Annotated in this window: 19 protein-coding genes; 8 read left to right on the forward strand and 11 right to left on the reverse strand. The window is 64.1% G+C overall.

The features are described from left to right. Positions 1 to 6: 6 nt before the first annotated feature. The 3 genes from mapR to JKP78_RS00780 form a co-directional block, all read right to left on the reverse strand. A complete protein-coding gene (gene mapR / locus JKP78_RS00770) occupies positions 7 to 1,416 on the reverse strand; it encodes a GntR family transcriptional regulator MpaR (protein ID WP_186685683.1) in 1,410 nt (469 codons plus the stop codon). A 50-nt stretch (positions 1,417 to 1,466) separates the two neighbouring features. Further along, positions 1,467 to 2,870: a cytochrome c oxidase accessory protein CcoG gene (gene ccoG / locus JKP78_RS00775; protein ID WP_186685685.1), complete on the reverse strand. Its 1,404-nt coding sequence runs from the start codon at positions 2,868 to 2,870 to the stop codon at positions 1,467 to 1,469. Positions 2,871 to 2,991: 121 nt separating this feature from the next. Further along, on the reverse strand, positions 2,992 to 3,231 hold the full coding sequence (locus JKP78_RS00780; RefSeq protein ID WP_186685686.1) for a DUF3203 family protein: 240 nt from the start codon (positions 3,229 to 3,231) through the stop codon (positions 2,992 to 2,994). Between the two features lie 183 nt (positions 3,232 to 3,414). Here JKP78_RS00780 and JKP78_RS00785 point away from each other — a divergent pair, with 183 nt between their 5' ends. Then, positions 3,415 to 3,933: an MgtC/SapB family protein gene (locus JKP78_RS00785; protein WP_186685687.1), complete on the forward strand. Its 519-nt coding sequence runs from the start codon at positions 3,415 to 3,417 to the stop codon at positions 3,931 to 3,933. A gap of 531 nt (positions 3,934 to 4,464) precedes the next feature. On the opposite strand, the gene JKP78_RS00790 is transcribed toward JKP78_RS00785, so the two are convergent. The 3 genes from JKP78_RS00790 to JKP78_RS00800 form a co-directional block, all read right to left on the reverse strand. Then, a complete protein-coding gene (locus JKP78_RS00790) occupies positions 4,465 to 5,364 on the reverse strand; it encodes a hydroxymethylglutaryl-CoA lyase (protein WP_170030197.1) in 900 nt (299 codons plus the stop codon). Positions 5,365 to 5,383: 19 nt separating this feature from the next. Continuing rightward, entirely contained in the window at positions 5,384 to 5,782 is a 399-nt protein-coding gene (locus tag JKP78_RS00795; protein WP_186685688.1) for a MerR family transcriptional regulator, read from the reverse strand. A gap of 100 nt (positions 5,783 to 5,882) precedes the next feature. Beyond that, positions 5,883 to 6,761: a helix-turn-helix domain-containing protein gene (locus JKP78_RS00800; protein ID WP_186685689.1), complete on the reverse strand. Its 879-nt coding sequence runs from the start codon at positions 6,759 to 6,761 to the stop codon at positions 5,883 to 5,885. A gap of 172 nt (positions 6,762 to 6,933) precedes the next feature. Between JKP78_RS00800 and pobA the strand changes: the two genes are divergently transcribed. The 3 genes from pobA (at position 6,934) to JKP78_RS00815 (ending at position 10,971) form a co-directional block, all read left to right on the forward strand. After that, the gene (pobA, locus tag JKP78_RS00805; RefSeq protein ID WP_200625849.1) at positions 6,934 to 8,121 is read left to right on the forward strand and encodes a 4-hydroxybenzoate 3-monooxygenase; all 1,188 of its coding nucleotides are present in this window, start codon (positions 6,934 to 6,936) and stop codon (positions 8,119 to 8,121) included. A gap of 107 nt (positions 8,122 to 8,228) precedes the next feature. Further along, positions 8,229 to 10,019, forward strand: coding sequence for a gamma-glutamyltransferase (gene ggt / locus JKP78_RS00810; RefSeq protein ID WP_186685691.1), 1,791 nt, complete (start codon positions 8,229 to 8,231; stop codon positions 10,017 to 10,019). Between the two features lie 70 nt (positions 10,020 to 10,089). Then, positions 10,090 to 10,971 carry a LysR substrate-binding domain-containing protein gene (locus JKP78_RS00815; RefSeq protein WP_170030193.1) on the forward strand — a complete coding sequence of 294 codons (882 nt, stop codon included), beginning with the start codon at positions 10,090 to 10,092 and terminating at the stop codon, positions 10,969 to 10,971. A gap of 418 nt (positions 10,972 to 11,389) precedes the next feature. On the opposite strand, the gene JKP78_RS00820 is transcribed toward JKP78_RS00815, so the two are convergent. The 4 genes from JKP78_RS00820 to JKP78_RS00835 form a co-directional block, all read right to left on the reverse strand. Further along, a complete protein-coding gene (locus tag JKP78_RS00820; protein ID WP_186685692.1) occupies positions 11,390 to 11,989 on the reverse strand; it encodes an START domain-containing protein in 600 nt (199 codons plus the stop codon). An 88-nt stretch (positions 11,990 to 12,077) separates the two neighbouring features. Further along, complete coding sequence (locus JKP78_RS00825; RefSeq protein ID WP_170030190.1) at positions 12,078 to 12,914, reverse strand: bifunctional allantoicase/(S)-ureidoglycine aminohydrolase; 837 nt, start codon at positions 12,912 to 12,914, stop codon at positions 12,078 to 12,080. Between the two features lie 136 nt (positions 12,915 to 13,050). Then, positions 13,051 to 14,412, reverse strand: coding sequence for an LLM class flavin-dependent oxidoreductase (locus tag JKP78_RS00830; protein ID WP_186685694.1), 1,362 nt, complete (start codon positions 14,410 to 14,412; stop codon positions 13,051 to 13,053). A 14-nt stretch (positions 14,413 to 14,426) separates the two neighbouring features. Then, positions 14,427 to 15,407: an aliphatic sulfonate ABC transporter substrate-binding protein gene (locus JKP78_RS00835; RefSeq protein WP_186685695.1), complete on the reverse strand. Its 981-nt coding sequence runs from the start codon at positions 15,405 to 15,407 to the stop codon at positions 14,427 to 14,429. 248 nt (positions 15,408 to 15,655) lie between these two features. Between JKP78_RS00835 and JKP78_RS00840 the strand changes: the two genes are divergently transcribed. After that, positions 15,656 to 16,327, forward strand: a complete 672-nt coding sequence (locus JKP78_RS00840; protein ID WP_200625850.1) for a TetR/AcrR family transcriptional regulator — start codon at positions 15,656 to 15,658, stop codon at positions 16,325 to 16,327. Between the two features lie 30 nt (positions 16,328 to 16,357). Here the strand turns inward: JKP78_RS00840 and JKP78_RS00845 are convergent, their stop codons facing one another. After that, positions 16,358 to 17,365, reverse strand: a complete 1,008-nt coding sequence (locus JKP78_RS00845) for a GlxA family transcriptional regulator (protein ID WP_186686033.1) — start codon at positions 17,363 to 17,365, stop codon at positions 16,358 to 16,360. Positions 17,366 to 17,525: 160 nt separating this feature from the next. On the opposite strand from JKP78_RS00845, the gene JKP78_RS00850 reads away from it, so the two are divergent. From JKP78_RS00850 to JKP78_RS00860, 3 genes are all read left to right on the forward strand, one after another. Then, positions 17,526 to 17,996, forward strand: a complete 471-nt coding sequence (locus JKP78_RS00850) for an FAD/FMN-containing dehydrogenase (RefSeq protein WP_186685697.1) — start codon at positions 17,526 to 17,528, stop codon at positions 17,994 to 17,996. Positions 17,997 to 18,101: 105 nt separating this feature from the next. Then, entirely contained in the window at positions 18,102 to 18,314 is a 213-nt protein-coding gene (locus tag JKP78_RS00855) for a PLD nuclease N-terminal domain-containing protein (RefSeq protein WP_186685698.1), read from the forward strand. Positions 18,315 to 18,414: 100 nt separating this feature from the next. Then, positions 18,415 to 18,825, forward strand: a complete 411-nt coding sequence (locus JKP78_RS00860) for a RidA family protein (protein ID WP_186685699.1) — start codon at positions 18,415 to 18,417, stop codon at positions 18,823 to 18,825. Positions 18,826 to 18,887 lie beyond the last annotated feature (62 nt).

The raw sequence follows: 18,887 nt of genomic DNA on the forward strand, positions 1-18,887 counted from the left end.
CAACCATCAGAACGAGCGAATGATCCGCCCCAGGGTCTCCATGGCCCGCTCGGCGTCGTCATGCCAGGGGCTGCCGTAGTTCAGGCGGATGCAGTTGCCGAAACGCCGGGTGGGCGAGAAGATCGGCCCTGGAGCGATGCTGATGCCTTGGGCCAGGGCCATGTGAAACAGCTTCAGCGCATCCATCCGTTCGGGCAGCTCCAGCCACAGGAAGTAACCGCCGGAGGGCTGGCTGACCCGCGTCTGCGCCGGGAAATGCCGCGCGATGGCCGCCAGCATGTTGGCCTGCTGGCCTTCCAGGGCGTAGCGCAGCTTGCGCAGGTGGCGGTCGTAGCCGCCGTGCTGCAGGTAGTCGGCAATGGCTGCCTGGGCCGGCATCGATGCACACAGCGAGGTCATCAGCTTCAGGCGCTCGATTTTTTGCGCGAAGCGCCCGGCGGCGACCCAACCGATACGGTAGCCCGGTGCCAGGCTCTTGGCGAACGAACCACAATGCATCACCAGGCCCTGGGTATCGAAAGCCTTGGCCGGTTTGGGGGCCTGCTGGGCGTAGTACAGCTCGGCATACACATCGTCTTCGATCAAGGGCACCTGATGCCGGGTCAGCAGCGCCACCAGCGCCTGCTTTTTCGCTTCCGGCATGCTGGCGCCCACTGGGTTCTGGAAATTGGTCATGCACCATACGGCTTTGACCGGGTGTTTTTCCAGGGTTTGCGCAAGCACGCCAAGGTCGATGCCTTCGCGCGGATGCACGGGTATTTCTACCGCCTTGAGCTTGAGCCGCTCCAGCACCTGCAGGCAGGCGTAGAACGCCGGTGCCTCGATGGCCACCAGGTCGCCAGGCTGGGTGACCGCTTGCAGGCACAGGTTCAATGCTTCCAGCGCGCCGTTGGTGATCAGCAGTTCCTCCATCGGCAACATCAGCCCGCCGACCATGTAGCGCAAGGCAATCTGCCGGCGCAACTGCGGGTTGCCCGGCGACAGGTCGGTGACCACCATGCGCGGGTCCATGCTGCGGCCGGCGCTGGCCAGCGAACGCGACAGACGCTGCAGCGGGAACAGCTCTGGGCTGGGGAAGGCCGAACCGAACGGCACGGTGTTGGGGTCCTTGATCGAGTCGAGGATCGAGAACACCAGCGCGCTGACGTCGACGGTGGTGGACTCGCTGACCGGCTGCAAGCCCTGCGGCTCGCTGAACTGGCGTGGGGCGTAGGCGTTGACGAAGTAACCTGAACGCGGCCGCGCGCGGATCAGGCCGCGCCGCTCCAGCAGGTAGTAGGCCTGGAACACGGTGGACGGGCTGACCCCGTGGGTCTGGCTGGCATAGCGCACCGAGGGCACGCGCTGGCCGGGGCCCAGCACCCCGGAGCGAATCAGTTCGGCAATGTCATCGGCAAAGCGTTCGTAGCGTTTCATTCTGGCCTTCTGTCGAAGCCTGGCAGGCAAGGTGGGGTCAGTGTAAGGGATCAACGGTTCAGCGGTGCGACGAAGCGGCTGTGGGCCACACTGCGGATGGCCGGATCGTCGCGCTCGCTGATTTCGAAGCTCAGCGTCTGCGAGCTGCTGGCCGGGCGCTCGGTCAACAGCGCCACCGACACTGGCAGTTCGCTCATTTCGCCGGCCGCGAGGGTGAATGCGGTCTTGCCCTGCAAGCGCAAGCCATCGGCATCCAGCAGGCGCAACGCGTAGTGCTGCGGGCGGGCGGTCTTGTTGATGACCTTGAGCAGATAGATGTTCTCAATCTGGCCGAGGGCATTCTCGCGGAACAGGCTGCGGTCCTTGATCACGTCCAGCGATACCATTGGCCGCAGGTGCAAGGCCAGCACCAGTGCCGCAATCATCACCCCCAGGGCGGCGGCATAGCCCAGCAGGCGCGGGCGCCACCAATGGGTGGTGCCACCTTGCAGGCTGTGTTCGGACTTGTAGCCGATCAGGCCACGGGCGTAGCCCATCTTGTCCATGACTGCGTCACAGGCGTCGATGCAGGCGGCACAACCGATGCAAGCCATCTGCAAACCGTCACGGATATCGATGCCGGTGGGGCATACCTGCACGCACAAGGTGCAATCGATGCAATCACCCAGGCCCTGCGCGCGGGCATCGCTGCCTTTCTTGCGCGCGCCACGGGCCTCGCCACGCCGCGGGTCATAGGCGACCGCCAGGGTGTCCTTGTCGAACATCACGCTCTGGAAGCGGGCATAGGGGCACATGTGCAGGCACACCGCTTCGCGCAGCAGGCCGGCGTTGAGGTAGGTGGCGGCGGTGAAGAACAGTACCCAGAACAGCGCCACACCGCCCAGTTGCAAGGTGAACAGCTCTGCGGCCAGTGGGCGGATCGGGGTGAAATAGCCGACGAAGGTCAGGCCGGTGAGCAGGCCGATGGCCAACCACAGGCTGTGCTTCAGCGCGCGGCGGCCCAGTTTGTTCAGGCTCCAGGGGGCGGCGGCCAGCTTGATGCGCTGGTTGCGGTCACCCTCGGTGACCTTTTCGCACCACATGAACAACCAGGTCCAGGTGCTTTGCGGGCAGCTGTAGCCGCACCACACGCGGCCAGCGTACACCGTGATGGCGAACAGGCCGAAGGCACAGATGATCAGCAGCGCCGACAACAGGATGAAGTCCTGCGGCCAGAAGGTGGCGGCAAAGATGTGGAACTTGCTGTTGCCCAGGTCCCAGAGCACGGCCTGGCGACCGTCCCAGTCCAGCCAGGCAGTGCCGAAGAACAGCAGGAACAGGGCGCCGGCGAAGCCGATGCGCAGGTTGCGGTACCGCCCGGAGAAGCTGCGGGTATGGATGCCGGTGTCGGTATGTCGTGGCTGGGCGCTGGCTGGGGCAGTGGCGATCTCTGTGCAAAGGATTCTATCGGTCATGGCTCGGTGCTCATCAGGCCTCGATCAGGCGTGAACACTATGGCCCTGAGCCTGTTATCAGCACAGGCTCAGATTTTACGATAAAAACCGGATCAGATTGCCCGGCTTGCCTCGCCAGGCCCTAGATTACCGAGCCTGGCGCGCTGGACTTCAGATGCCTGCGGCTATCCACCGCACCGGCTACGGTCAGCGCATCGGCCTCAGCCTCGGTGATCGGCACGCGCTGGCCGGCGAGCAGGGCTACCGACATGCGCAGCTGTTCATCGGTGATGATCTCGATGGCCGGGCCTTCGCCTTCGATGCGCAGATCCGCGCCGATGAGGGTGCAGCGGCGGGTGGTTGGGTCGATTTCAACGGGCATGGGGTGGTCCTCCATCAGCGGTTAAGGGGTGGACCACGGAATCGGGCCGGTTGCTGCATCGGCAGGTTCAGCGGCACTTTGCCCTGGCTATGCTGGTCAATCGTTGCAGATGCCAGGCCCGGCCTCTTCGCAGGTGAACCCGTGGGCCTGGTAACACCAAGTTCAGGCATGGGAACGACCGCGATGGACCTCATCTGGCAAGCAATCCAGGCCGAATTCGCCGATATCACCGACGCCCGGGAAGTCACGCAGATACTCGTGCGCCTGCTGATGGCCGCCTTGCTCGGTGCGGTGCTGGGCTTCGAGCGTGAACACAAGGGCAAGTCGGCTGGCGTGCGCACGCATATGCTGGTGTCGCTGGGAGCGGCACTGTTCGTGCTGGCGCCGAGCATGGCCGGTGCCGAGGAAGATGCCTTGAGCAGGGTGATCCAGGGTATCGTCGCCGGTATCGGCTTTCTCGGTGCAGGTACCATCTTGAAAGGTAACGGCCAGGACCCCAGCCATGTCAAAGGCCTGACGACGGCCGCCGGGTTATGGATGACTGCCGCCATCGGTACGGCCGCCGGCATGGGCCGCGAAGCCACGGCGCTGATCAGCACGGTGCTGGCCCTGCTGGTGCTGGGCACGATGCCGTTGCTGGTAGAGAAGCTTGAAGGACAGGATGAGAAAAAGCAGGAAGAGGAAGAGGGCAGGAAGCACTGAGGGGAGCCGAAGCTCCCCTCAAAGCGTTGTTGCCTGCTCTTTTTTTATTATTGGGACCGGCCTGTTGTTGTTTTTGTCAGCCTGTCCGGGTGTTGCGGGCGACCCCCATTCGGGGTCAAGAGCAAACGTATTTTTTTGAGCGCTGACCTGCTTTCATCATCGCTGATCCGAACCTGGCTGCCGCTACCTTGAGGTAGTTTTATTGTTCTGTGCCAGACCGCGGGGCGTACCCCTGAAAAGCGTGTCGACTCCAAAAAAATCTGCTTGCTACGCCTCTGCCGTGTTGTTCTTGTTATGTCAGAGCCGTTACCTGTTGTTTTTATTGGGTGTCACGTTTTTTTTGTTGTTGTGCCAGAGATATAGCAGGCTGCGTGCCAACTTTTTAAATTCCTTTAAAAACAAGCACCTAGTGATTTTCATCGGAATCGCCTGGCCTGAGATTTTGCCGATTTGTTTCCCTGTTACCCGATTTTTTGCTGTGAAACGTGGCGGCGGTAACACTTCACCCACATCGATGTGACACCCGTATGACTATCGTGCGCTGCATGCGCGTGCGACCCGCGACCCGTTGTCGCGGCCCAGCACAGCGCTGATGCGCTGGCCGGCAGCGATCAGCCGCTGCAGGTCGATGCCGGTTTCGATGCCCAGCCCCTGCAGCAGGTACACCACATCTTCGCTGGCGACATTGCCAGTCGCGCCCTTGGCGTAAGGGCAACCGCCCAGCCCGGCGACCGAGCTGTCGAACACGCTGATGCCTTCGAGCAGGCTGGCATACACATTGGCCAAGGCCTGGCCGTAGGTGTCGTGGAAGTGCCCGGCCAGCCGCTCGCGCGGTACTTGTGCCGACACTGTGTCGAACAGGCGTCGGGTATCACCTGCGGTGCCGGTGCCGATGGTATCGCCCAGCGAGACCTCGTAGCAGCCCATGTCGTACAGGGCGCGAGCCACCGGCGCGACCTGGCCGGCATCGACCTTGCCTTCATAGGGGCAGCCAAGTACGCAAGAAACATAGCCCCGCACACGCACGCCGTGGTGACGGGCGGCTTCCATGATCGGCTCGAAGCGCTTGAGGCTGTCGCTGATCGAGCAATTGATGTTGCGCTGCGAGAAGGCTTCCGAAGCCGCGGCGAATACCGCCACTTCCTTTACCCCGGCAGCCAGGGCATCTTCGAAACCGCGCAGGTTGGGCGCCAGCGCGGCATAGGTGACACCCGGGCGTTGCTGGATGCCGGCGAACACTTCTGCGGAACCGGCCATCTGCGGCACCCATTTGGGCGAGACGAAACTGCCCACTTCGATGTAGGCCAGGCCCGCCTCGGTAAGGTCATCCACCAGGCGTACCTTGTCGGCGACGCTGATGGGCTGGGCTTCGTTCTGCAGGCCGTCGCGAGGGCCGACTTCGACCAGGCGAACGTGTTTGGGCAAGGACATGGCGGGTTTCCTGTGGCTTTCAGCGGTTGTCTTTGTTGTTCAGGGTGGCGGCCAGGGCCTGCTCGCAGCGCTCCTGGGCGGTATCCAGTTCCAGTTGCATCTGGTGGATGTCGAGCATCTGCTGTTCCAGCTGGGCGCGGCGCTCGGCGATTTTCGCCAGCATGCTGTTGAGCTGCTTGAGGTTGCCGCTGGACGGGTCGTACAGCTCGATCAGCTCACGGCATTCGGCCAGGGAAAAGCCGATGCGCTTGCCGCGCAGGATGAGCTTCAGGCTGACCTTGTCGCGCGCCGAATAGATACGTTCCAAGCCGCGGCGTTCAGGGCTCAGCAGGCCCTGTTCTTCATAGAAGCGGATGGCGCGGGTGGTGATGTCCAGCTCGCGGGACAGGTCGGAAATGCTGTAGGTGTGGGTGCTCATGCTGGGGCTCGGCGTGGTGTATGCGGCTATCCTGACCGCAGGTTGACGTAAACGTCAAGCAGGGGTGGGTATGTTTATCGCCTGTACCGGCGATAGCCAATCAGCCCAGCTGCACCGCCCGCCGATAGCCATTGGGTGTCTGCCCACTCAAGCGCTTGAACCAGCGGGCAAAGTACGTCGGGTCGGTGAACCCCAGGGTATCCGACAACTGCCCGATACTCATCCGTGTGTAGGCCAGATTGCGCCGCGCCTCCAGCAGCAACCGCTGGTGCACCACCTGCAGTGCCGTTTGCCCACTCAGTGCGCGGCACAGCTGGTTCAGTTGCAGGCTGGGAATATTCAGCCGGGCGGCAAAGTCCTCCACCGACAGGTGCTCGCGATAGTGCGCCTCGACCAAACGCAGATACTGCCCCAGCAAGTGCCGGTCACGCTCATCCCGGTTGCGCGGCGTCTGCCCCGACTGCTGGCGACGGCTGATCCACACCATCAGCGCTGTTACCAGGGCCTCGAGCAGCGCCGCGCGGGCCGGCGCGTTGCCCTGGTATTCCTGCTGCAGGGTGTCGATCAGGCTGCGCAGGCGCGCACGGTCCTGGCCCAGCGGGTAACACGCCGCTTTCGCCAGCACGGCCAGGGGTGCTTCCAGGCGCTGTTCCAGGTTCGCCACCAGCGCCGTACCGAAGGTCAGTACATAACCCTGAATGTCGGCACTGAAGCGAAAGCCATGCACGGTCAGCGGTGGCACCACCTGGATCGCCGCTTCGCCGATGGTATTGCGTACCCCCTCGATTTCCACCTCGGCCCTGCCGCGCTGCACGTACAGCAGCTGGAACAGCTCCGCGTGCTGGTGCGGTTTGATTTCCCAGTGATGCAAACGGCTACGCGCCGGGATCGACTCGCAGTGCAGCAGGTCGGTGCCGGGCCAGGCCTGGTTTTCACCGTACAACTTGAACAAGGGGACGCCGGGGAGGGTGGATTTCATGTGTGCACGCCTGTCCGTTAATCGAACGTTTTTTGTAAAAGTGCAGGTTATGCATGGAATAGCACACTTCAATGGCTGTTTTTGCCAGTAAAAATGCAAGGGCAAACCCTAACAGCAGATGCTGCCCCGCTGCCAGTCCAGGGCCGGCATCGTCCGCACAGAGATAACAACAATGAAAACTCAGGTCGCAATTATTGGTGCAGGTCCGTCTGGCCTGCTGCTGGGCCAACTGCTGCACAAGGCCGGTATCGATACCGTCATCGTCGAACGCCAGACGCCCGAATACGTGCTTGGCCGCATCCGTGCCGGGGTGCTGGAGCAAAGCACGGTCGACCTGCTGCGTGAAGCCGGTGTGGCCGAGCGCATGGACCGCGAAGGCCTGGTCCATGAAGGCGTCGAGCTGCTGGTCGGTGGGCGCCGCCAGCGCCTGGACCTCAAGGCCCTGACCGGCGGCAAGACGGTGATGGTGTACGGCCAGACCGAAGTCACCCGAGACCTGATGCAGGCACGCCAGGCCAGTGGCGCGCCGATCATCTACTCGGCGGCCAACGTCCAGCCGCATGAACTCCAGGGAGAGCGGCCGTACCTGACGTACGAGAAGGATGGCCAGGTGCACCGCGTGAACTGCGACTACATCGCTGGCTGTGACGGTTTCCACGGCGTCTCGCGGCAAAGCATCCCTGACGGTGTGCTGAAGCAGTACGAGCGGGTCTACCCGTTTGGCTGGCTGGGCCTGCTGGCCGATACCCCGCCGGTCAATCACGAGCTGATCTACGCGCACCACGCGCGCGGTTTCGTCCTGTGCAGCCAGCGCTCGCAGACCCGCAGCCGCTATTACCTGCAAGTGCCGCTGGGCGAGCAGGTGGAAGCCTGGTCCGACGAGCGCTTCTGGAATGAGCTCAAAGCGCGCCTGCCCGAAGACGTGGCGGCGCGCCTGGTGACTGGTCCGGCCCTGGAGAAGAGCATCGCGCCGCTGCGCAGCCTGGTGGTCGAGCCGATGCAGTACGGTCGTCTGTTCCTGGTCGGCGACGCCGCGCACATCGTCCCGCCGACCGGGGCCAAGGGCCTGAACCTGGCGGCCTCGGACGTCAACTACCTGTACCGCATCCTGCTCAAGGTGTATCGCGAGGGGCGTACCGACTTGCTGCAGCAATATTCGCCGCTGGCCCTGCGCCGCGTGTGGAAGGGCGAACGCTTCAGCTGGTTCATGACCCAGCTGCTGCATGATTTCGGCAGCCACAAGGACGCCTGGGACCAGAAGATGCAAGAGGCCGACCGCGAGTACTTCCTGAGTTCGCCGGCGGGGTTGATGAACATTGCCGAGAACTATGTGGGCCTGCCGTTCGAGGAAGTGGCCTGAGGCCCGTGCCTGGCTGCCGGCAGGCTGGAAAAACCACCAGCACTTGCAGACCGGTCCGCGGATGACCGACAGTGCCTCGCTGAACAGGTAATCGCAGGAAGCAAACGATGACATTCTTCACGCCCCTGACGGGCGCCCTGTGGCTGCTGGTTGCCAGTGGTTGGGCCTGTGCCGACACGGTGTTGCCCGCACCACCGGAACTGGCCTCTGGCTACCGAACGGGCCTGCAGCCGGTGCACGCCAGCCGGCACATGGTCGCAGCCGCCAACCCGCTGGCCAGCGAGGCGGGGCGAGCAATGCTGCGTGCCGGTGGTAGCGCCATCGACGCGGCCATCGCCATGCAGATGGTGCTGACCCTGGTCGAGCCGCAATCCAGTGGCATTGGTGGCGGGGCGTTCATCTTGTACTGGGACGGCCACCGCGTGCAGGCCTACGATGGCCGCGAGGCCGCCCCGGCGGCGGTGTCGGAAAATCTGTTCCTGCAAGCCGACGGCTCACCGATGCCTTTCAGGGCTGCGCAGATCGGCGGGCGTTCGGTGGGGGTGCCAGGGGTCCTGCGGGCGTTGCAACTGGCCCATGCGCAACACGGCAAGCTGCCCTGGCGTGAGTTGTTCACCCCGGCGATCAGGTTGGCGCGCAACGGTTTCCCGGTTTCCGAACGCCTTCATGCCCTGGTGGCGAGCGACCCGTTCATTGCTCAGTCAGCGGCCATGGCCCGCTATTTCCTGGATGAGCATGGCAAGCCGCTGGCGGTCGGCACGACCTTGCGCAACCCCGAACTGGCGGACACCTTCGAGCAGATTGCCGCGCATGGCGCCGAGGCGTTCTACACCGGCGCAATCGCCGAAGCCATGGTGGCCAGGGTGCGCAGCCATGCCAACCGCGGCTACCTGTCGTTGCAGGACCTGCAGCAGTACCAGGCCAAGGTGCGCGAGCCGGTCTGCGGCCCCTACAAGGCCTGGCGCATCTGCGGCATGCCGCCGCCTTCGTCGGGTGGGGTAGCGGTGCTGCAGACCCTGGGCATTCTCGAAGCGCTGCAGCGGGCTTCGCCGTCACGCGACCTTGCCGCCATGCGGCCGTTGCCCAGCTCATCCGCAGCCGGGCTGGAGGCGCCGCCGTTGGCCGTGCACCTGGTTGCCGAGGCCGAGCGCCTGGCCTATGCCGACCGTGCCCAGTACCTGGCCGACAGCGATTATGTGCCGGTCCCGGTCAAGGCGTTGACCGACCCCGCCTACCTGGCCGCCCGCGCCGCACAGGTCGGCGAATACAGCATGAAGCGCGCCCGCCCTGGCCAGCCGCAGGGCGCCGACCTGGCCATGGCCCCCGACCGCTCGCCACTGCGCATTTCCACCTCGCACCTCAGCGCGGTGGATGACCACGGCCAGGCGCTGGCCATGACCACTTCCGTGGAAGCGGCGTTCGGTGCGCACCTGATGGTCAAGGGCTTTCTGCTCAACAATCACCTGACCGACTTCTCGTTCATTGCACAGGAGCAGGGCAAGCCTGTGGCCAATCGGGTACAGCCGGGCAAGCGGCCGCTGTCGTCCATGGCGCCGACCCTGGTGTTCTCGCGGGCCTCCGGCGAACTGGTGGCCAGCCTCGGCTCGCCCGGCGGCTCGCAGATCATCGGTTACGTCAACAAGGCGCTGATCGGCCTGCTGGATTGGCAGCTTGATCCGCAGCAGGCCGCTAGCCTGCCAAACTTCGGCAGCCGCAATGCCGACACCGAAGTGGAGGCGGGGCTGGCCAGCCCGGCGCTGATCCGCCAGTTGGCAACCTGGGGCCATGCGGTAACGCCGATGACCATGACCAGTGGCATGCAGATCATCCAGCGCAGCGGCGAGGGCTGGTCGGGCGGTGCCGATCCACGGCGTGAGGGCGTGGCACTGGGTGACTAGCGGTGCGCGTTGCGGCATAGGGAGGGGCGTGATAGAAAACAGCCTTGCCATTCAGAAGTTGAATACCGGGATGTCTACTGGCGTGAAATCGAATAGGGCCCTGTTCGACCTCGACCTGCTGCGTGCAATCGTGGTGGTGGCCGATTGTGGCAGTTTCACCACGGCTGCGGCCCGCCTGCACTCGACCCAATCGACCATCAGCCAGAAAGTGCGGCGCCTTGAGGACATGGTCGGGCATCGCCTGCTGGTGCGTGGCAATCGTGATGTGTTGCCGACCGACGCCGGGCAGACCTTGCTCGGCTATGCCCGGCACATGCTGGCCCTGAACGACCAGATGCTCGAAGCCCTGGCCGGGGCGATGGTCGGGGTGACCGTACGCCTGGGGGTGCCCGAGGACTTCGTCGGCGGGCGCACCACCAATGCGCTGTCGGCATTCAGCAGGCGCAACCCGCAGGTAAAGCTGGAAGTGACCAGCGGCCTGTGCCGCGACCTCAGCCAGGCCTACGACAACGGTGAACTCGACCTGGTGCTGCTCAAGCAGCGGCGCAACGCCCGCGAGGGCGTGGCTTGCTGGCCGGAGCGCCTGCAATGGATCGACAGCGCGCGCACGCCGGCCTTCGAGCTGGACCCGATCCCGCTGGTGACCTTCCCGCCACGGGGCCTGTACCGCGACGATATGATCAACGCCATCGAGGGCATCGGCCGCCGCTGGCGCATCAGCTTCACCAGCTCGAGCCTCAGTGGTATCCAGGCTGCGGTGGCCGACGGCATGGGCATCAGCCTGCTGCCACCGCGGGCGGCGACCGGCGAGCACCGGGTGCTGGGGGCAGGCCAGGGACTGCCGGAGGTCGACAGCTACGAAATCGTCATCGTCCACCGGCCGACCGCGGATGTCATGGTCAAGGCCCTGGCCGAAGTGATGACGCAATTGTTGGCGGGTGGCGGCATCTGAGCGCTGCAACTGCGGTAGCGGGTTCGGTGACGCGTCGATTGCCTTGGAGCGATGACTGCTGCCTCGATCCTTCCCGCAAGGCAGGAGCGGGTTTCTGAATGATTCGCGGGGAATCTGGCTAAAGTCATCCAGGCTTGGCAAAACATAGGATCTGCTGCGCAACCCCTTTGATCTCATTCCGGAGACCCTGTGAAAAAGATCGCACTGGCCGCCGCAGGCCTGGTTCAAGTAGCTCACGGCAACGAGCGTGAAGATGCGGATACTGCCATCAGCGAAACGACTGCAGCGTGTACCGAACAGCCTGAAGCCCGTCGTCGGAGCGTCCGGAGCATTGGCGTGCCAAGCACACCCTGCCCTGAAGGTACCTACCTGACTGAAACCGGCCATTGCAACCCGTCCTTCGAGTTTGACTGAAGCCTCAAGGCTGACGCTCGGCTACGGCCCTCAGGGTTCTGAGGGTGACCACCGGCGCATCGACCACGAACCGATTGGCCAGCCAAGCCGGCACATCCCCTGCAGGGTCGGCTTGCAGCTGGTAGATCACCTCGGTTTCCCGCTTGCCGAGCGGTCTCATGATCCATTCGCCGGACAGGTGCTGCACGCGGATCAGCCCGGGCGCTTCCGGCAAGCGGCCCGGCTCGGCGCTCAGGTGTCGTACCAGGGTGCCATCGTCGAGCCGCTCGGTGGTCACCTTCAGCACGATGTCCCGTGGCATCGTCGGCCACGGCAGGTTAGTGGTCAGGTAGACCCAGGTATCGGCACCGTTTACCTCCAGCAGGCGCATCTGGGCACAGGCATACAGCCATTTGCAGGCGACCCGCAGGTTCTCCTGCAGGTCGGTGAGCGTGCGCAGGCTGGCTTTCATGGTGCTGACACCGCGAAATTGCTGGTACGGCGAACCGGCGACACCACTCAGGTACACGCGAATGCCTTCGCGATCATAGGCCAGGTTCCAGTCATCGGCGGCCGGGGCGCGGGACCAGAGCAGCAGGGCGGCAAGCAGCAGGCAGCGGTTCATGACAAGTACCGCGCGGGGACGAGGCTCCAGTATGCGCGGCCAAAAGAAAGCCCGCCAGATTGGCGGGCTTGTGGGCATCAGCCAGGGCTTAGCGCTTGGGGTTCAAGGTCAGGTGCACGTGGCGGTTCACGTCCTTGTACAGCAGGTAGCTGAACTTGCCTGGGCCACCGGCGTAACAGGCTTGCGGGCAGAAGGCGCGCAGCCACATGAAGTCGCCGGCTTCCACTTCGACCCAGTCCTGGTTCAGGCGGTACACCGCCTTTCCTTCGAGCACGTACAGGCCGTGCTCCATCACGTGGGTTTCAGCAAACGGAATCACACCGCCCGGCTGGAATGTGACGATGTTCACATGCATGTCATGGCGCATGTCGGCCATGTCGACGAAGCGGGTGGTGACCCAGCGGCCTTCGGTGCCTGGCATTTCGATGACGGTGGCGTTGTCACGGTGGGTCACGAAGGATTCCGGAACGTCCAGGCCTTCGACTTTCTGGTAATGCTTGCGCAGCCAGTGGAAGGTGACGTTGGCCTTGCTGTTGTTGCGCAGGCTCCACTCGGCGCCGGGTGCCAGGAAGGCGTAGCCGCCCGGTACCAGGGTGTGGTGCTTGCCTTCGACGGTGATGTCCAGTTCGCCTTCGACGATGAACACCACCGCTTCGGCGTTCGGGTCCAGCTCGGGGCGCTCGCTGCCGCCTTCCGGGGCGACTTCGACGATGTACTGCGAGAAGGTCTCGGCAAAGCCGGTCAGCGGGCGGGCGATGACCCACATGCGCATCTTGTCCCAGAACGGCAGGTGGCTGGTGACGATGTCGCGCATCACACCCTTGGGGATGACGGCATAGGCTTCGGTGAACATGGCACGGTCAGTCAGCAGCTCGGTCTGAGCCGGGTGCCCACCGTGGGGGGCGAAGTAGGAATGGTTCGACATGGACGATCTCGACTTGTTGTTCTCTCCCCATGCCGTGAACCGCACCGGCCGGTGCGGCGCAGGGGATGTGGCGACAGAATAGGGGCGAGAGCGTTCCATCCACAAATTAAATGTTGGAATACCCGGTATTTGCCAGCTAAATGCTGACCTGGCGACCTGCGTGCGCTTCCGGCAAACGGTCACCGTGGCCGAACAGCTTGTGCCGCAAGCTGCCCTCGGCATAGCTCAGCGGGTAGCGGCCACGCCGTTGCAGCTCGGGTACCAGCAGCTCCACCACCTGGGCGAGGTCGTCCGGTTGCACGGCGTAGGTCAGGTTGAAACCATCGATGCCGGTCTCCTCCAACCAGCTTTCCAACTGGTCGGCGACTTCGCTGGGAGCTCCGACCAGCACCGGGCCCCGGCCACCCAGGCCGACGAATTCGGCGGCCTCGCGCACGGTCCAGCGGCGGTTCGGGTCGGCCGCGGTAAAGGCGGCCAGGGCTGCGCGGCCGGCATCGTTCTCGACATATTCGATCGGCGCGTCGGGATCGAGGCCAGCAAAGTCGATGCCGGTCCAGCCCGACAGCAGCGCCAGGGCGGCGTCCAGGTCCACATGACGGCGGTACTCGGCGAAGCGTGCTTCGGCTTGTTCTTGGGTGGGGGCGACAATCACCAGGGCCTGGGCGTAGATCAGCACGGCGTCACGGTCGCGCCCGGCGGCCTCGCAGGCCTGGCGAATGCCGTCGGCGTAGCGGCACAGCACCGTGGGCGTCGGCCCGCTGATGAACACGCACTCGGCGTGGCGCGCCGCGAACTGCTGGCCGCGCGGCGAAGCGCCGGCCTGGAACAGCACTGGCGTGCGCTGGGGCGACGGCTGGCACAGGTGCATGCCGGGTACCTGAAAGTGCTCGCCGGCATGCCTGATAGGGTGCACCCGGGATGGCTCGATATACCGCCCGCTGTCACGCTCCAGCAGCACCGCGTCTTCGTCCCAGCTTTTTTCCCACAGCTTGTACAGCACCTGCAGGTATTCCTCGGCCAGGTCGTAGCGCTGGTCGTGGCCCAGTTGCTGCGCCAGGCCCAGGTTCCTTGCAGCGCTGTCGAGGTAGCCGGTGACGATGTTCCAGCCGACGCGGCCATTGCTCAGGTGGTCGAGCGTGGACATGCGCCGGGCGAACGGGTAGGGGTGTTCGTAGGTGAGCGAGAAGGTGACGCCAAAGCCCAGGTGTTCGGTAACCCCGGCCATGGCCGGCACCAGCAGCAGCGGGTCGTTGACCGGCACCTGCACGCCGCCGCGCAGGGCGGCTTCGGGGCCGCCCTGGTAGACGTCGTAGATGCCCAGCACATCGGCGATGAACAGGGCGTCGAACAGGCCGCGTTCGAGCAGGCGGGCCAGGTCGGTCCAGTAACCCAGGCGGTTGAAGTTCACACTGGTGTTGCGCGGGTGGCGCCACAGGCCGGGCGACTGGTGGCTGGCGGCGTTCATGCTGAAGGCATTGAAGCGGATCGGGCGGGGCATGCTGTGGGCTCCGTTCAAGGCAGCACGGAAGCCGGGTAGACCGCATCGGCCACCTGCAGCCTGCGCGGAATCAGGCCCAGGCCCTGGAAGGTATCGGCCAGCTTCTGCTGCTCGGCCACGATCTGCGGGGTGATCGCCACGGCGTTGTAGTTGCGGCGCTCGCTGGCCACTTGCAGCACGTCGGCGCTGATCCCCAGTTGGGGGGCCAGCAGCGCGGCGACTTCATCAGGCTTGGCATTGGCCCACTGGCTGACCTTGCCCAGTTCGCTGAAGAAGGTTTTCAGCAGGTCACGGTGCTGGTCGGCGAAGCTGGCGGTGGACAGGTAGAAGGTGCGGTTGTTGGACAGGCCGCTGCCGTCGCGCAGGTTTTTCAGGCCTGGCTGGCTTTCTGCCGCAGCCAGGAACGGGTCCCACAGGGTCACGGCCTGGACGCTGCCTGATTGCAGGGCGGCCACGGCATCGGCGGCGTTGTTGACGTAGGCTGGAGTGATGTCACGGTAGCTGAGGCCGGCCTGCTCCAGCGCAACCGCCAGCAGGTATTGGGCATTCCAGCCGCGACCCGTGGCGACGCGCTTGCCCTTGAGGTCCTGGACACTGGCCAGGTGATCCTGCTCGCGCACCACCAGGCCGATGCCACGTGGGTAGGGCTGCTCGGCAGCCAGGTACACCACCGGCTTGCCTGCGGCCTGGGCGAATACCGAGGGGGCATCGGCGGCATGGCCAAGGTCGATGGCGCCCGTGCTCAGCGCTTCGAGCAGTTGCGGGCCAGCGGCGAACTCATGCCAGCTGACGGTTACGCCTTGTGGTGCCAGAGCCTTCTCCAGGGCGCCGCTGCCCTTGAGGATGTTGATACTGTTGAACTTCTGGTAGCCAATGCGCAGTGTCCTGGCCTCGTCGGCCAAGGCTTGCGACCAAGGCAGCAGGGCGCTGGCGGCACTGGCCAGCAGACCGCCGAGCAGCAGGCGGCGTAGGGGGGAGAAAGCACGGTTGGGCATGGGCATTGCTCCTTGAGTCGGTAGGGAAACGGTGCGTCCAGACTAAGGAGCTGGCGTTGGGCTTTCAATTTTTATATTCCATTTCGTTAGAATGTTTAGTCATTTACATATCATTTTGTTTTATGTGAAATGTGCCCGACGCGTCAGCGGCCCGGAAAGCGTCTGGCCGCCATACCAACGGCGCGCTTCCCTGTATGGCCCTGCTCACGGATAATCCGGGCAATCCAATGAACAGCCTGTGAGTGGGTATGAGTGATTCCGTAGTCAGCCTCGGCCAGCCTGAAATCGAAGGGGGGCGCAAGACGCGCAAGAACAACCCCGAGAAAACGCGTGAGGACATCCTTCAGGCCGCCATCCACGAGTTCGTCCAGCAAGGGCTGGCCGGTGCTCGTGTTGACGCCATCGCCGAGCGCACCGCCACCTCCAAGCGCATGATCTACTACTACTTCGGCAGCAAGGAGCAGCTGTACTGCGAGTGCCTGGTCAAGTTGTACGGGGATATCCGCAAGACCGAGCAGAGCCTGGACCTGGAGTCGCTGCCGGCCGAGCAGGCGATCCGCCGGCTGGTGGAGTTCACTTTCGATCACCACGACCACAACGTCGACTTCGTGCGGATCATCTGTACCGAGAACATCCACTATGGCGAGTACGTGAAGCAGTCGCCGGCGATCCGCGAAATGAGCAGCCTGGTGCTCGAGGCCCTGGGCAATACCCTGCGCCGGGGTGTCGAGGAAGGTGTGTTCCGCGCCGGCATCGAGGTCATCGACCTGCACATGCTGATGAGTTCGTTCTGCTTCTACCGGGTATCGAATCGCCATACCTTTGGCGAGATCTTCCAGATCGACCTCGCCGCTGACGAGGTCAAGCAGCGCCACAAAGCCATGATCTGTGATGCAGTGCTGCGCTATATCCGCGCCTGATCGGTATTTTCTGGATGCCTGGGCGGGCCGTCATTCGCCCAGTCGCTGCTCACGCGATGGTGGGTAGCCGAAGTACGCCGCATAGCACTTGCTGAAGTGTGATACCGAGACGAAACCGCAGGCCACTGCAACCTCCATCACCGACAGGTCGGAGTACTGCAGCAGGCGGCGGCTCTTGGTGATGCGCAACTCCATGTAGTAGCGCCGCGGCGAGGTACCCAGCTGGGCCTGGAACAGGCGGTCGATCTGCCGGCGCGAGCGCCCACTGTAGACGGCCAGCTGGTCGAGGCTGAGGGTTTCCTCGAGGTTGTTCTCCATCAGCTCGACGATGGTGCGCAGGTGCAGGCTCATGGATTTCTTCGCCCCTGGGCCAACCTGGCGGTAGCGCGCGCCGGAGAACGACAGGATCTCTTCCACGCCCTCGGCCAAGCCGTCGCCATACAGCCGGCGCACAAGGCCCAGCATCAGCTCCATGGCGCCATTGGGGCTGGCGGCACTGAGGCGGTCGCGATCGAGGGTGAAGCTGGCCGGGGTGATGCGGGTTTGTGGGCTGCGTTCACACAGGCTGGCGCGCTGTTCGGGGTGGATGCTGCAGCCATAATCGTCCAGCACCCCGGCGCGGCCAAGGAACCAGGCACCGTTCCACAGGCCGCCCAAGGCCATGCCGTGAGCAGCGCAGTCACCCAGCAGGCGGTCCAGCTCGGGGTATTTCAGCGGCGTGCGCAAGCCGCCGCAGATAATCAACAGGTCCAGTTCCTTCAACGCCTCGGCAGACATTTCGCTGGCCACCAGCTCCAGCCCCAGGTCGCTGAGCACACGGTCGCCGTCCAGTGACAGCGGGGTGAAGCGGAAACTGTCGGCACGCAGCAGGTTGGCCGTGACCAGCACGTCCATGGCCACGGTGAAGCTGGCCATCGAAAAGTGTTCGAGCAGTACGAAATCGACCCGGTAAGGGGCCTGGGCACTTGCGCTGTTGGACTTCAGCCGCAGCATGTTGCTGGTACTGGTCTTCTTGCTGAACTGGCGTGGCGTGGGCACTCTGGACTCCGCTTCCGGGCTGGCCTGGAGAGTGTGGCGGGTGGCCGTTGGAAAGACAATCTCGTGGGTGGCGCTGGCATATTCGAGGTCGTGTTCAGGCAAGCTGTCTGGCTGGGTCGGTTACCGTTATGCTGATGCTCCCGCCACTGAGGATGCCTTGATGAAATACGCCGCTGCCGTGTTGCTTTGCCTGATGCCACTGCTGGCCAATGCCCTGGAACCGGGCGAAAAGCTCGCACCGTGGACGTTGCTCGACCAATACGACCAGGCCTACAGCCTCGATGTCGGCACGCATATCCTGCTGGTAACCCGCGACATGGACGGAGCCAAGCTGGTCAAGGCGGCGTTGGCCGACCAGCCCAAGGGTTACCTGGAAGCGCGCGATGCGGTATTCGTCGCCGATATCCAGCGCATGCCGGCGCTGATCAGCAAGCTGTTCGCCATTCCCGCCATGCGTGACTACCACTACCGCGTGCTGCTTGACCGTGATGGGCGGGTAGCCAGCCGTTATCCCGGGCAGGACGGCCAGGTGCAGTGGCTGCAGCTGGAGCAGGGCAAGCTGGTGAGCCAGCAGGCGTTTGCCGATGCGGCGGCGTTGAAGGCGGCGCTGGAAAATGCACCCCGCCACTGAAGCCGGCCGGGGGCGGCCTTGTTGTCGGTGAGCCTGGACAAATAAATCTGAACCCCGGGCGTCCTCCGAAACCCAAATGCATTACATGCCATTGGGAGGATGCTCATGGAAATTGGAACGATCTGGTTCATCGTCGCCATGCTGGTGATCGTGCTGGAAATCTGGGCCATCTGGCACATCATCGGCAGTGACCGGCGCGCCGAGCGCAAGATGCTGTGGGTAGTGTTCGTGGTCTACGCGCCATTCCCCGGCCTGCTGTTCTGGGCCTGGCGCGGGCCGCGGGCGGTGAAGGGCAGGGCGGTACTGGAGGAAAAATAAGCTGATCGGCATCAGGCGCGGGGGCGCCTGATCGCCCTTGACCTCGAGTTAACTCGAGGTCCGATACTGCGTCACGCTTTCAACCAATCGAGGACTGACCGTGACCCATTCAACCGCGTTCCAGCTGAGCAATCCCGAAGGCCTGTACGACCCCAGCGACAATGCCTATTCCCATGTCGCCGAGGTCCGGGCCGGCACCCGTCTGCTGTTCATCGCCGGCCAGGGCGGGGAAGGCCGCGACGGGCAGCTGTCGCCGCTGTTCGCCGAGCAGGCACGCCAGGCGCTGGCCAACCTGGAAGTGGCCCTGGCCTCAAAAGGAGCCAACTTGGCCCAGGTGTTCAAATTGACGCTGTTGATCGTCGACCACTCCGAAACGCGCCTGCGGGAGTGGGTCGCCGAGGCTGACAAGGCTTGGGGCCCGCACTTGAAACCGACCTGCACGTTGATACCGGTAGCGCGGCTTGCGCTGGACGGCATGCTGGTGGAGATTGAGGCGGTGGCAGCGCTGTAGCGCCGACGATGCGCTGGTGGCGGCAACGGAACAGGCTGTTGTATATCGGTGCTGGTCAGATC

The sequence above is a fragment of the Pseudomonas sp. LAM2023 genome (assembly GCF_016620375.1).
GTDB classification, from domain to species: Bacteria; Pseudomonadota; Gammaproteobacteria; order Pseudomonadales; family Pseudomonadaceae; genus Aquipseudomonas; species Aquipseudomonas anuradhapurensis.

Excerpts from the sequence above, each read along its gene's own strand:
- pobA (WP_200625849.1), top strand. The coding sequence starts at position 6,934 with ATGAAAACTCAGGTCGCAATTATTGGTGCAGGTCCGTCTGGCCTGCTG.
- ggt (WP_186685691.1), top strand. The coding sequence starts at position 8,229 with ATGACATTCTTCACGCCCCTGACGGGCGCCCTGTGGCTGCTGGTTGCC.
- JKP78_RS00820 (WP_186685692.1), bottom strand. The coding sequence starts at position 11,989 with ATGAACCGCTGCCTGCTGCTTGCCGCCCTGCTGCTCTGGTCCCGCGCC.
- JKP78_RS00830 (WP_186685694.1), bottom strand. The coding sequence starts at position 14,412 with ATGCCCCGCCCGATCCGCTTCAATGCCTTCAGCATGAACGCCGCCAGC.
- JKP78_RS00815 (WP_170030193.1), top strand. The coding sequence starts at position 10,090 with ATGTCTACTGGCGTGAAATCGAATAGGGCCCTGTTCGACCTCGACCTG.
- JKP78_RS00785 (WP_186685687.1), top strand. The coding sequence starts at position 3,415 with ATGGACCTCATCTGGCAAGCAATCCAGGCCGAATTCGCCGATATCACC.
- mapR (WP_186685683.1), bottom strand. The coding sequence starts at position 1,416 with ATGAAACGCTACGAACGCTTTGCCGATGACATTGCCGAACTGATTCGC.
- JKP78_RS00835 (WP_186685695.1), bottom strand. The coding sequence starts at position 15,407 with ATGCCCAACCGTGCTTTCTCCCCCCTACGCCGCCTGCTGCTCGGCGGT.
- JKP78_RS00825 (WP_170030190.1), bottom strand. The coding sequence starts at position 12,914 with ATGTCGAACCATTCCTACTTCGCCCCCCACGGTGGGCACCCGGCTCAG.
- JKP78_RS00780 (WP_186685686.1), bottom strand. The coding sequence starts at position 3,231 with ATGCCCGTTGAAATCGACCCAACCACCCGCCGCTGCACCCTCATCGGC.
- JKP78_RS00850 (WP_186685697.1), top strand. The coding sequence starts at position 17,526 with ATGAAATACGCCGCTGCCGTGTTGCTTTGCCTGATGCCACTGCTGGCC.
- JKP78_RS00795 (WP_186685688.1), bottom strand. The coding sequence starts at position 5,782 with ATGAGCACCCACACCTACAGCATTTCCGACCTGTCCCGCGAGCTGGAC.
- JKP78_RS00790 (WP_170030197.1), bottom strand. The coding sequence starts at position 5,364 with ATGTCCTTGCCCAAACACGTTCGCCTGGTCGAAGTCGGCCCTCGCGAC.
- JKP78_RS00840 (WP_200625850.1), top strand. The coding sequence starts at position 15,656 with ATGAGTGATTCCGTAGTCAGCCTCGGCCAGCCTGAAATCGAAGGGGGG.
- JKP78_RS00855 (WP_186685698.1), top strand. The coding sequence starts at position 18,102 with ATGGAAATTGGAACGATCTGGTTCATCGTCGCCATGCTGGTGATCGTG.
- JKP78_RS00800 (WP_186685689.1), bottom strand. The coding sequence starts at position 6,761 with ATGAAATCCACCCTCCCCGGCGTCCCCTTGTTCAAGTTGTACGGTGAA.
- ccoG (WP_186685685.1), bottom strand. The coding sequence starts at position 2,870 with ATGACCGATAGAATCCTTTGCACAGAGATCGCCACTGCCCCAGCCAGC.